Source organism: Aeromonas sp. 25-AL00135 (assembly GCF_054052385.1).
The window spans coordinates 106307-118430 of sequence record NZ_JBSTYQ010000010.1; the positions used below are offsets into that span (position 1 = coordinate 106307).

At 57.9% G+C, this 12124-nt stretch carries 13 protein-coding genes; 11 read left to right on the forward strand and 2 right to left on the reverse strand.

From position 1 onward, the window contains the following. The first annotated feature begins 33 nt into the window (after positions 1 to 33). From ACW5XC_RS11330 to luxS, 4 genes are read left to right on the forward strand one after another with little or no spacing between them, the layout of a single operon-like run. The gene (locus ACW5XC_RS11330; RefSeq protein WP_042053351.1) at positions 34 to 1656 is read left to right on the forward strand and encodes an NAD+ synthase; all 1623 of its coding nucleotides are present in this window, start codon (positions 34 to 36) and stop codon (positions 1654 to 1656) included. Positions 1657 to 1665: 9 nt separating this feature from the next. Next, positions 1666 to 2004, forward strand: a complete 339-nt coding sequence (glnB, locus tag ACW5XC_RS11335; protein ID WP_005308848.1) for a nitrogen regulatory protein P-II — start codon at positions 1666 to 1668, stop codon at positions 2002 to 2004. A gap of 59 nt (positions 2005 to 2063) precedes the next feature. Continuing rightward, positions 2064 to 2657: a transglycosylase SLT domain-containing protein gene (locus ACW5XC_RS11340; protein ID WP_321969349.1), complete on the forward strand. Its 594-nt coding sequence runs from the start codon at positions 2064 to 2066 to the stop codon at positions 2655 to 2657. A gap of 18 nt (positions 2658 to 2675) precedes the next feature. Then, positions 2676 to 3185 (forward strand): S-ribosylhomocysteine lyase, encoded by a 510-nt coding sequence (gene luxS, locus ACW5XC_RS11345; protein WP_005340462.1) that lies wholly within the window; start codon positions 2676 to 2678, stop codon positions 3183 to 3185. 324 nt (positions 3186 to 3509) lie between these two features. On the opposite strand, the gene ACW5XC_RS11350 is transcribed toward luxS, so the two are convergent. After that, positions 3510 to 4151, reverse strand: coding sequence for a type II secretion system protein (locus ACW5XC_RS11350; RefSeq protein WP_042053354.1), 642 nt, complete (start codon positions 4149 to 4151; stop codon positions 3510 to 3512). Between the two features lie 41 nt (positions 4152 to 4192). Between ACW5XC_RS11350 and ACW5XC_RS11355 the strand changes: the two genes are divergently transcribed. From ACW5XC_RS11355 to deoD, 7 genes are all read left to right on the forward strand, one after another. After that, a complete protein-coding gene (locus tag ACW5XC_RS11355) occupies positions 4193 to 4966 on the forward strand; it encodes a TatD family hydrolase (protein WP_042053355.1) in 774 nt (257 codons plus the stop codon). 222 nt (positions 4967 to 5188) lie between these two features. Then, positions 5189 to 6463, forward strand: a complete 1275-nt coding sequence (locus ACW5XC_RS11360) for a NupC/NupG family nucleoside CNT transporter (protein WP_042053357.1) — start codon at positions 5189 to 5191, stop codon at positions 6461 to 6463. A 125-nt stretch (positions 6464 to 6588) separates the two neighbouring features. After that, positions 6589 to 6759: a XapX domain-containing protein gene (locus ACW5XC_RS11365; RefSeq protein ID WP_005340467.1), complete on the forward strand. Its 171-nt coding sequence runs from the start codon at positions 6589 to 6591 to the stop codon at positions 6757 to 6759. A 424-nt stretch (positions 6760 to 7183) separates the two neighbouring features. After that, positions 7184 to 7957 (forward strand): deoxyribose-phosphate aldolase, encoded by a 774-nt coding sequence (gene deoC, locus ACW5XC_RS11370; RefSeq protein ID WP_005340468.1) that lies wholly within the window; start codon positions 7184 to 7186, stop codon positions 7955 to 7957. A 109-nt stretch (positions 7958 to 8066) separates the two neighbouring features. Further along, positions 8067 to 9398, forward strand: coding sequence for a thymidine phosphorylase (deoA, locus tag ACW5XC_RS11375; protein WP_005358033.1), 1332 nt, complete (start codon positions 8067 to 8069; stop codon positions 9396 to 9398). 14 nt (positions 9399 to 9412) lie between these two features. Then, positions 9413 to 10621: a phosphopentomutase gene (locus tag ACW5XC_RS11380; protein WP_021230981.1), complete on the forward strand. Its 1209-nt coding sequence runs from the start codon at positions 9413 to 9415 to the stop codon at positions 10619 to 10621. A gap of 76 nt (positions 10622 to 10697) precedes the next feature. Beyond that, on the forward strand, positions 10698 to 11414 hold the full coding sequence (gene deoD / locus ACW5XC_RS11385; RefSeq protein WP_005340471.1) for a purine-nucleoside phosphorylase: 717 nt from the start codon (positions 10698 to 10700) through the stop codon (positions 11412 to 11414). A gap of 67 nt (positions 11415 to 11481) precedes the next feature. Here the strand turns inward: deoD and ACW5XC_RS11390 are convergent, their stop codons facing one another. Continuing rightward, positions 11482 to 12102 carry a YtjB family periplasmic protein gene (locus tag ACW5XC_RS11390; protein WP_042053358.1) on the reverse strand — a complete coding sequence of 207 codons (621 nt, stop codon included), beginning with the start codon at positions 12100 to 12102 and terminating at the stop codon, positions 11482 to 11484. Between the last annotated feature and the right edge of the window lie 22 nt (positions 12103 to 12124).

Below are 12124 nucleotides of genomic sequence, written 5' to 3' on the forward strand. Positions count from 1 at the left end.
TCCCCATCATTTTCGAATTCAAGATGCATCGCCATGGCAAAAGCCCTCTCTCTGATGCTTGCCCAGTTGAATCTGACGGTAGGCGCCATCGAAGATAACACTGACAAAGTGCTCGCTGCTGCGGCTCAGGCCGAACAGCAAGGTGCCGATCTGCTCGTCTGCTCCGAGCTGGCCCTGACCGGTTATCCACCGGAAGATCTGCTGCTGCGCGCCGATCTGATGATGCGGGTCGAAGCCGCGTTGGCTCGTGTTGCCGAATGGCAGGGCAACTGTGCCATTTTGGTGGGGCATCCCTGGCGTGAAGGGGAGGCGCTCTACAACGCGGCGTCACTCTATGAGCAGGGCAAGCTGATTGCCCGTTACTTCAAGCAGGACTTGCCCAACTACGGCGTGTTTGATGAGAAGCGCTACTTCACCGCGGCAACCGAGACCTGCGTGGTGCCGTTCCGTGGTCACCAGCTGGGGCTGCTCATCTGTGAAGATCTGTGGCAGCCGGGCCCGGCGCTGGCCGCCAAGGCGGCGGGTGCCGAGCTGCTGCTCACCATCAATGCGTCGCCCTATGATCAGGAGAAACCCTGGATCCGCCGCGAGCTGATGGCGGAGCGCTGCGATCAGACCGGTCTGCCGCTGGTCTACCTCAATCAGGTGTGCGGTCAGGATGAGCTGATTTTCGACGGCTGCTCCAAGGTGTTCAGTAGCCAGGGCGAGTTGACTCACAAGCTGGCCCCGTTTGCCGAAGAGCTGGCGCTGGTACGTTTTGCTGATGGCCAGCCGGTGAAAGAGTGTGAACCGGCTGCGCCGCTTGAGCCGTTGGCAGAGACCTATCAGGCGCTGGTGCTGGCAGTGCGCGACTACGTTACCAAGAACGGCTTCCACGGCGCTGTGCTGGGTCTCTCCGGTGGGATCGACTCGGCGCTGACGCTGGCCATCGCGGCCGATGCCATCGGGGCCGACAAGGTGCAGGCGGTGATGATGCCGTTCCGCTACACAGCACAGATGAGTGTGGAAGATGCCAAGGAGCAGGCCGAGCGGATGGGGGTTGAGTTCAACATCATCTCCATCGAGCCGATGTTCGAAGGATTTATGACCCAGCTGGCGCCGCTTTTTGAAGGCACCGCCCGCGATACGACCGAAGAGAACCTGCAGGCCCGCTGCCGCGGCGTGCTGCTGATGGCGCTCTCCAACAAACGTCGTCGTATCGTGCTGACCACTGGCAACAAGAGCGAAATGGCAGTCGGTTATGCCACGCTGTACGGTGACATGGCGGGCGGTTTCGACGTGCTGAAAGATGTGCCCAAGACGCTGGTTTTCAAGCTGTGCGAATATCGCAACTCGGTTGACTACGTGATCCCGCAGCGGGTTATCGACCGCCCCCCTTCGGCAGAACTGGCGCCGGATCAGGTGGATCAGGACAGCCTGCCGCCATACGACATCCTCGATGCCATCCTCAAACGTTACGTGGAAGAGGATGCCTCGGTCGCCGACATGGTGGCAGAGGGCTTCGAGGAGGCGGTGGTGCGCAAGGTGATCCGCCTCGTGGACCTCAACGAATACAAGCGCCGTCAGGCGGCGGTTGGGCCCCGCATTACGGCTCGCAACTTTGGTAAGGATCGCCGTTACCCCATTACATCCGGGTTCGGCAAACAGAACTGGTAAGGAGTCACCATGAAGAAGATTGAAGCCATCATCAAACCGTTCAAGCTGGACGATGTGCGCGAGGCCCTGGCCGAGATCGGCATCAACGGCATGACCGTATCCGAAGTCAAAGGCTTCGGCCGCCAGAAGGGCCATACCGAGCTCTATCGCGGCGCCGAATATATGGTCGACTTCCTGCCGAAAGTGAAGGTGGAGCTGGTGGTGCAGGACGAGGATCTCGATGCCTGTCTGGAAGCGATCCAGAACACCGCCCGTACTGGCAAGATTGGTGATGGCAAGATCTTCGTCTGCGAGGTGGAGCGTGTCATTCGTATCCGTACCGGCGAAGAGAACGAAGACGCGATCTGACCTTGGCTATCTCTTTACCTGACCAGAGGCGTGAAGCGCGACCTCATTTGATGGGGTGGATGCGTTTTGCTGTGGTCGCCAGCCTGTTGGCGGGCCTGACCGCCTGTAGTACCCGTCCACCGGCTCAGCCGGAGAATCTGTGCCAGATCTTTCGCGAGAAGCCTGACTGGCACAAGGCCGCGCTCAAGATGAACGAGAAGTGGGGGACGCCGATCCATGTGGTGATGGCCATGATGTATCAGGAGTCCTCTTACGTACATGATGCCCAGCCGCCGATGCAGTATTTCCTCTTCATCCCGACCGGGCGGGCCAGTTCGGCTTATGGTTATGCTCAGGTCAAAGATGAAACCTGGGTGGATTACCAGCGGGAAACCGGCAACAGCTGGAGTGACCGCGATGACTTTGCCGACGCCATCGATTTTATGGGTTGGTACACTAACAAGGCCCAGCGGCTAAATGGCACCTCCAAGTGGGATGCCTATGGCCAGTACCTCAACTATCACGAAGGGTGGGGTGGCTACCGGCGTGGCAGCTATCGCAGCAAGGGGTGGTTGATGAAGACCTCTCGCAAAGTGGAAGCTCGCGCCCAGCGCTACGGCGCCCAGTACCGTCAATGCAAGGATCAGCTCTCCCGTGGGGGCTGGTTCTGGTAACCAAATCAGGAGTCAGAAATGCCGTTATTGGACAGTTTTACCGTTGACCACACCCGTATGGAAGCGCCAGCGGTGCGTGTGGCCAAGACCATGCAGACCCCGAACAAGGACACTATTACCGTGTTCGACCTGCGTTTCTGTGTGCCGAATCAGGAGATCCTCTCCGAGCGCGGTATCCATACGCTGGAGCACCTGTTCGCCGGTTTTATGCGTGATCACCTGAACGGCAACGGCGTGGAGATCATCGACATCTCCCCCATGGGTTGCCGTACCGGCTTCTACATGAGCCTGATCGGCGCGCCGGACGAAGCCCGTGTTGGCGCAGCCTGGCAGGCGGCCATGAGCGACGTGCTGACCGTGCAGGATCAGGCCAAGATCCCCGAGCTGAACGAGTATCAGTGCGGCACCTACAGCATGCACTCGCTGGAAGAGGCGCACGCCATCGCCCGTCATGTGCTGGAGCGCGGTATCGGCGTCAACCACAACGACGAGCTGGCCCTGCCGGAAGAGAAGCTGAAGAGTCTGTGAGGCTGATGAGCTGTCGCTCATCGGATAACCTCTTCAGGGAATGTTAAAAGAGCCGGTCAGCCATGCTGACCGGCTCTTTTTATTCCGCCTGATCGCGGTTATGGGGATGACTTGCTCCCCTTGCCAACTCTGATTAGGATGGTTTTTGACCTGAACCTGTTGGCGGAGGTGTGACGATGAAAGGGATATTGCTGCGTTGGCTGGCCCGTTACGATGCATGGTGCGAGGAGTGGGGGCTCACTCAGGAGAACCGGCGCTGCTGCACGCCGGTTCGTTATGATGATGATTCAAGCAAAGAGCGAGCTTGCGCAGAAGAGGCTGAGCTCAATCAAAATTGCGGGTCACGGCACCGGTAACGCTGTTGTACTCGAAGCCGAGGCCGTTTCGATAATCCGGGTTGGTCTGGAAGCGGTTGATTGAGTCGCGCAGGATATAGCGGCAGTTGAAGTGTTTCTCGTTGCCTTCATCCTCATCTTGATGGCCTGAACCGACTTGTGTGGATAGATAATCAAACCCTTCTGGGATATTCACAGCGTTGGGAGTTATGGGGGTGACCGTTTGGTCTCCATCAAGCAGGTCATTGAATAGCAATTCACAGTCATCATCATTGTTGACCGATATATGGTTACCTGAGCCCGGCTGATATGGTTTATCGCTTCCCGCACTCCCTTGGTCTTCCTTCGAGCCCGTTGGCCAACCATATCGATTGATATCCACATCGCCTTTACCAAAGCTGCTCAGGTTGTAGAGCGCGATCGCTTGCCCCTGTACTTTCACTGCCCAGCCAGCATGAGCCAGCTGAACAGCACTGGCAAAGCTGCCAGCAGTCGCCGAGACCGTGCTTTTCAGGGCATCATCCTTGATATTGATAAAGCGTGGCAGGGCGGTGACGGCCAGGATCCCCAGCACTATGATCACCAACACCAGTTCAATCAGGGTAAAGCCGTTGTTTCTGTTGTTCATCATGTTCAATGACCCATTAAATACCGCAAACAGGTGTGAGTGATATGCAGCTGATAGATACCCATTGCCATCTCGACTTTCCGGTGTTCGACCAAGACAGGGAGGCGCTGCTGGCCCGTTGTCGGGCATTAGGGGTGACGGAGTATATCATTCCTGCCATCGCAGAGGATAACTGGACTCGTGTGATGGCACTGGCAGATCAGCATGACGGCCTCTTTTATGGTCTGGGCATTCATCCCTGGTATGCCGGTGAGCAGCGTGAGGGGGTGATGGAACGGCTGCGAGCGCTGGTGATGAGCCAACCTGCTAGGCTGGTGGCTATCGGTGAGTGTGGGCTGGACCTCCGTTCTCACGTGCCGCAGGAGGGGCAGCTTGCGCTGTTTGAGGCTCAGATCCGGCTGGCTGCAGATGCCGGGCTCCCCCTGATGATCCACTCGGTGCGCGCCAATGACACTGTGGCCAAGCTGTTGCGCCGCTTCAAGCCGCCTCGTGGTGGGGTGATCCATGCTTTCAGCGGTTCGTTGCAGCAGGCGGAGGCCTTCTGGCAACTGGGCTTTCGACTCGGGGTGGGCGGGGTAATCAGTTTTGAACGGGCGAACAAGACGCGAGAGGTATTTCGGGCTATGCCGCTCGAGGCCCTGGTGCTGGAAACCGATTCGCCAGATATGCCGTTGCAAGGCGTACAAGGCTCCCGAAATACACCGGAAGCTCTGCCGAAAATAGCGGAAATATTGATGACATTGCGGGATGAACCATCGGCAGATGTTGCCAAGGTGTTATTTGAAACTGCCCAACATATTTTCCATCACGACCAATAGCCATGAAACAAATTCGCAACACCTGATTGAGTTGTCAGGAAAAAAAATGAGCGTAAAAATCGTTTGCTGTCTAATTTTGTGACACTTGGACATTTTGATAACGATAAAATGTGACCAGCATTCTATTTTATCGGACTTTAATTAGTATAATGCGCTCCCCTTGATTAGTTGGGTTTAATAACAACTCGCTAACAAGCCAGGTGCTACTAGAGGAAGATAATAATGAATTTGTTCATGGGTCTGGTAGGGATGGCGACGCTCGTCCTTATCGCGGTGCTGTTCTCCAGCAATCGCAAGGCAATCAACGTTCGTACCGTTGTCGGTGCGTTCGCAATTCAAGCCGGTCTGGGGGCGTTTGTACTCTATGTTCCGGTTGGTCGCGATATCCTGGTCGGCGTATCCGACGCGGTATCCAGCGTGATCAGCTACGGCCAGAACGGGATCGACTTCCTGTTTGGCGGTCTGGTCAGCAACAAGATGTTTGAAGTGTTCGGTGGCGGCGGCTTTGTCTTTGCCTTCCGTGTTCTGCCGGTCATCATCTTCTTCTCTTCCCTGATAGCAGTGCTCTACTACCTGGGCATCATGCAGATGGTCATCAAGTTGCTGGGCGGCGGTCTGCAGAAAGTACTGGGTACTTCCCGCACCGAATCCCTCTCTGCAACCGCCAACATCTTCGTCGGTCAGACCGAAGCGCCGCTGGTGGTTCGTCCCTACATCGCCAAGATGACTGACTCCGAGCTGTTCGCCGTCATGTGTGGTGGTCTGGCTTCCGTTGCCGGTTCCGTACTGGCCGGTTACGCCTCCATGGGCGTGAAGATGGAGTACCTGATCGCTGCCTCCTTCATGGCTGCGCCGGGTGGTCTGCTGTTCGCCAAACTGCTGGTTCCCGAGACCGAGACCCCGAACTACGACGAAAGCTCTGCTGATGCCGAGCTGGATGACAAGCCTGCCAACGTCATTGACGCTGCTGCTGCTGGCGCTTCTGCCGGTATGCAACTGGCCCTGAACGTCGGCGCGATGCTGCTGGCCTTCATCGGTCTGATCGCCATGATCAACGGCATCTTCTCCGGTATGGGTGGCTGGTTCGGTTATCCGCAACTCTCTCTGGAACTGCTGCTGGGTTGGATCTTCTCCCCGCTGGCCTTCCTGATCGGTGTGCCCTGGAATGAAGCAGTGGTTGCTGGTTCCTTCATCGGTCAGAAGCTGGTAGTGAACGAGTTCGTGGCTTACCTGAACTTCGCTCCGTACCTGAAAGACGAAGTGCTGATCAACGGTGTGGCCATGTCCGATCACACCAAGGCGATCATCTCCTTCGCGCTGTGTGGTTTTGCCAACCTCTCCTCTGTTGCCATCCTGCTGGGTGGTCTGGGGTCCATGGCGCCGAACCGCCGCGGCACCATTGCACGCTTTGGTCTGAAAGCCGTACTGGCTGGCTCTCTGTCCAACCTGATGTCTGCCACTATCGCAGGCTTCTTCCTGGCACTGTCCGGCATGTAATCGCCGCCTGACTGACAGGGTATAAACACGAACGCCACGGCATCTGCCGTGGCGTTCGCGTATGGAGCGGTGACAACCGTTTTCCTATCTAAACTAATAATAAAATGAGTCAAATCGGAGGTTATATGAATGAAGTGCTACTGGCGATGGTGGCCGGCTTTATAGTTGGTTTGTTGTTTTCTTTCCTCAAATTGCCGATCCCGGCGCCTCCCGTTTTGTCCGGGGTGATGGGGATTGTCGGGGTCTATCTGGGGGGATTGGCCTACTCCTGGATCCTGACCCGTTTCTTTTCGTAAGGCTTTTTTAGACCTGGATTTGTCAGATGTGAGGTACCTCTGAAATTGGCAAATCCGGCTTGCAAACAGGGGGTATCTCGGCTGAAATAGGCGTTGCCAGCAGGGTGCTGGCAATGACTAATACTCGATGAAATCGGGTGTTGGCGGTCAAATGGAATTGATTGGGAAGTCGGGTCAGATGTTGTCGGCCTTTCTCAAGTCTTCATGGAACCAAGTCCGCACTTTTGTAAGAAAGTGACAGGGCTCTTGCCTTATTTACAGTCGCAGTGCCTGCAGGGTGTTTTGAATAGCATCCCGATAGTGCCGGTGCCTTCGCACTGTAATTCCATTCCCGTATAGCTGGGGATTACTGCCTGTGCATCCATCGCTGGATGGTATGGTGGTGCCCGGTTATCTGGATTAAATCGAGACTTTGGAGAACAGAATGACTGATCTGAAAGTGGCCGCTCAGCGCGCTCTGAACCTGATGGACCTGACCACCCTGAACGATGACGACACCGATCAGAAGGTGATCGACCTGTGCCATAAGGCCAAGTCACCGGCTGGCCTGACCGCCGCCGTCTGCATCTACCCCCGTTTTATCCCTATCGCTCGCAAGACCCTGCGTGAGATCGGCGCTGCCGACGTACGCATTGCGACCGTGACCAACTTCCCGCACGGCAACGACGACATCGAGATCGCCGTGGCCGAGACCCGTGCCGCGGTCGCCTACGGTGCCGACGAGGTGGACGTAGTGTTCCCGTACCGCGCCTTCATGGCTGGTAATGAACAGATCGGTTTTGATCTGGTCAAAGCCTGTAAAGAGGCCTGCGGTGCCAACGTGCTGCTGAAAGTGATCATCGAAACCGGCGAGCTGAAAGAAGAGGCGCTGATCCGTCGCGCTTCCGAAATCTGTATCGATGCCGGTGCCGACTTCATCAAGACCTCCACCGGCAAGGTGCCGGTCAATGCGACCCCAGAAGCGGCACGCATCATGATGGAAGTGATCAAGGCCAAGAATCCGAAAGTCGGCTTCAAGCCTGCCGGTGGCGTGAAAGATGCCGCCGTTGCCGGTCAGTATCTGGCCATGGCCGAAGAGATCCTCGGCAACGACTGGGTATCCGCCCGAACCTTCCGCTTTGGTGCATCCAGCCTGCTGGCCAGTCTGCTGGCCACTCTGGGGCATGGCGACAAGCCAGCCAACACCAGCGGTTACTAATAGGTTGATGAGAGGGCGGACTGCTGTCCGCCCTGTTAGCCCCCACCATGCGGTGTGCGGGCAAGGATTCAGGCTTGTGTAACGCCAGCAATGGCGGAGGGAATGAAAGATGTTTTTGCCTCAAGAAATTATTCGCAAGAAGCGCAACGGTGAAGCGCTCAGTACCCAAGAAATTCAATTCTTCGTTCAGGGCATTACCAACAACACCATCGGTGAGGGGCAGATTGCCGCCCTGGCGATGGCGGTCTACTTCAAAGACATGACCATGGATGAGCGGGTTGCCCTGACCTGCGCCATGCGCGACTCCGGCATGGTGCTGACCTGGGATCACCTCAATCTGGGTGGCCCGATTGTCGACAAACACTCCACCGGCGGTGTGGGTGATGTGGTCTCTCTGATGCTTGGCCCGATGGTCGCTGCCTGTGGCGGTTTCGTGCCGATGATCTCCGGTCGTGGCTTGGGCCACACCGGCGGTACCCTCGACAAGCTGGATGCCATTCCCGGCTACCAGACCTCGGTCGACAACGACCGTTTCCTGAAAGTGGTGAAAGAGGCGGGTGTCGCCATCATCGGCCAGACCGGCGATCTGGCCCCCGCTGACAAGCGTATCTATGCAGTACGGGACATCACCGCCACCGTCGAATCCATCGCCATGATCACCGGCTCCATCCTCTCCAAGAAGCTCGCCTCCGGGCTCGAAGCGCTGGTGATGGATGTGAAAGTGGGCTCCGGCGCCTTTATGCCAACCTTCGAAGCCTCCGAAGAGCTGGCCAAGAGCATTGTGGCCGTGGCCAACGGTGCCGGTTGCCGCACCTCTGCGCTCTTGACCGATATGAACCAGGTGCTGGCCTCCAGCGCCGGTAACGCGGTGGAAGTACGTGAAGCGGTGCGTTACCTGACAGGTGAATACCGCAACCCGCGGATCCACGAAGTGACCATGGCGCTGTGCGCCGAGATGCTGATCTCCGCCGGTCTTGCCAGCGACGAGCGCGATGCCCGCACCAAGCTGCAGGCGGTGCTGGATAACGGCAAGGCAGCCGAGATCTTCGGTCGCATGGTGACTGGTCTCGGTGGCCCGGCCGATTTTATGGAGCGTTATGACGCTTACCTGCCCAAGGCTGCCATCGTGCGCCCGGTCTTCGCGGCCAACAGCGGTTTCGTGACCGCCATGGATACACGCGAGCTGGGTCTGGCCGTGGTGGCGATGGGCGGTGGTCGCCGCGCTGCCGGTGACAAACTTGATTATGCGGTCGGTCTGACCGACTTTATCCGCCTGGGTCAAAGTGTTGATGCTGACAAGCCGATCGCGATGATCCACGCTCAGACTGAAGAGCAATATGCTCAGGCTGCCAGCATGGTGCAGGCGGCTGTCCGGATTGGTGGCGAGCGGCCGGAAGCACTGCCTGAAGTGTACCGCCGTATCACCCTGGCCGATTTGTAACAAGGGGAAGACCCATGAAACGTACCTTTATTCTGATGATGGACTCTTTCGGTATTGGCGCTGCTGCCGATGCCGACAAGTTCGGAGATGTGGGCGCCAACACCCTTGGCCATATCGCCAAGGCGTGTGCGGCAGGTGAAATTGAAGGCCGTGGTGCCCTCAATCTACCCAACCTCAACAAGCTGGGTCTGGGCCACGCTTGCGAGCAGGCTTCCGGCTACTTCCCGGAAGGGCTGAAGAAAGATATCGAGGTGGTCGGTGCCTACGGCTTTGCGCAGGAGCTCTCCTCCGGCAAGGACACCCCGTCCGGTCACTGGGAGATCGCCGGTGTGCCCGTGCTGTTCGAGTGGGGCTACTTCAAGGATCACCACAACAGCTTCCCGCAGGAGCTGCTGGACGCCATCGTCGAGAAGGCTGGTCTGCCGGGCTATCTCGGTAACTGCCACGCCTCCGGTACCCAGGTGCTTGATGATCTGGGCGAAGAGCACATGAAGACCGGCAAGCCGATCCTCTACACCTCCGCCGACTCGGTGTTCCAGATTGCCTGCCATGAAGAGACCTACGGCCTCGAGAAGCTCTATGAGCTGTGCCACATCGTGCGCGAGCTGCTGGAGCCCTACAACATCGGCCGCGTGATTGCGCGTCCGTTCGTAGGTACTGGCAAGGGCAACTTCAAGCGCACCGGCAACCGTCACGACTACTCAGTGCTGCCGCCGGCGCCGACCGTGCTGGATTACATGAAAGATGCGGGCGGTCAGGTGGTCTCCATCGGCAAGATTGCCGACATCTATGCCCAACAGGGCATCACCAAGCAGGTGAAAGGGACCGGTCTGACCGAGTTGTGGGATCGCACGCTGGAAGAGGTGAAAGCGGCCGGTGACAACACCATCGTCTTCACCAACTTTGTGGACTTCGACTCCTCCTACGGCCACCGCCGTGATGTTGCCGGTTATGCCGGTGCGCTGGAGTATTTCGATTCCCGCCTGCCGGAGCTGTTTGAGCTGCTGCAAGATGGCGACGTGGTGGTGCTGACTGCCGACCACGGCTGCGACCCGACCTGGGGTGGTACCGACCACACCCGCGAATACATTCCGGTGCTGTTCTTCGGCAAGCCGGTCAAGGCTGGCTCTGTCGGTCGTCGCGAGACCTTTGCCGATATCGGCCAGAGCATCGCGGCTTACCACGGCCTGCCGAAACTGGCGTACGGTACCAGCTTCCTGTAATTTACCCGCCCGCCACTTCGGCGGCGGGCAATTTATAAAACAATAAAACTCAACCTAGTGTGAAGGAATCAAGAGAATGGCAACTCCTCATATCAATGCGAAAGATGGCGCCTTTGCTGATACCGTGCTGATGCCGGGCGACCCCCTGCGCGCCAAGTACATCGCTGAAACTTTCCTGGAGAACGTCGAGCAGATCTGCGACGTGCGCAACATGTTCGGCTTCACCGGTACCTACAAGGGCCGTCGTATCTCCGTAATGGGCCACGGCATGGGTATCCCCTCCTGCTCCATCTACGCAAAAGAGCTGATCACCGATTACGGTGTGAAGACCCTGATCCGTGTGGGCTCCTGTGGTGCCGTGCGTGAAGACGTGAAACTGCGTGACGTGGTGATCGGTATGGGTGCCTGCACCGACTCCAAAGTAAACCGTCTGCGCTTCAAGGATCACGATTTCGCTGCCATCGCCGACTTCGACCTGGTTGCCAATGCCGTGCAGGCCGCCAAGAACAAGGGCGTTGCCGTGCGCGTCGGTAACATCTTCTCCGCCGACCTGTTCTACACTCCGGACCCCTCCATGTTCGACGTCATGGAAAAATACGGCATCCTGGGTGTCGAGATGGAAGCCGCCGGTATCTACGGCGTGGCCGCAGAGTACGGTGCCAAGGCACTGACCATCTGCACCGTCTCCGACCATATCCGTACCGGTGAGCAGACCACCTCCGAAGAGCGTCAGCTGACCTTCAACGACATGATCGAAATCGCGCTGGATTCCGTCCTGCTGGGGGACAAGTAATTCCTCCGCGAATAAGAAACGGCGGCCTTTTGGCCGCCGTTTTTGTATCTGCTCTCTGGTTGCGCCATCAGTTTTCCGGAGGTGGCGCGGGGGGCGTACTCTTTTTCTTGTGCTTGCGCACCCGCATGTAGTTACGGCGCACGCCGTAGGAGATGAGCACCCCGGCCAGCAGGGCGACCAGCAGCATCAGGCGCTGTTTCTCCTGCACCACCTTGAGCCGGGTGTCCTTGTCTGCCAGCATCTGCTGCTCTTCCAGGGTTATGCGCAGGAAGCCGATGGTCTGCTCGCCATCCCGGATCTCCTGTACGAACTGGATCCGCCCCTTTCCCTGCTCCGGCAGTGACTTGTTATCGCTGCCGATGGGCAGCAGGCTCTCCAGCGGCACCGCCTGCTCAGACTGGGCGAGGGGAATGCCGCGTCCGTCGTAGAGGGTGGCATCGAGGATCTCCGGCTCCGCCGCCAGATCCCGCGCCAGCCGCTCCAGCTCGCTGCTCTTCTCCTCCTTGATCCAGCGTTTCATGTCTCGGGCGGCATAGGCGACCAGCGCCTGCGCCCGGTTGCGCGCTTCGCTGTGCAGCGAGGCTTGGCTTTCACCTTGCATATGGATAAGCACACCGAACACCCAGCATCCGAGCAGGATACCGGCACCCAGGCTGAGAACACGTTTGATGGGAAGATGACGCTGCAAGCGCGAGACCTCATGGTAACAA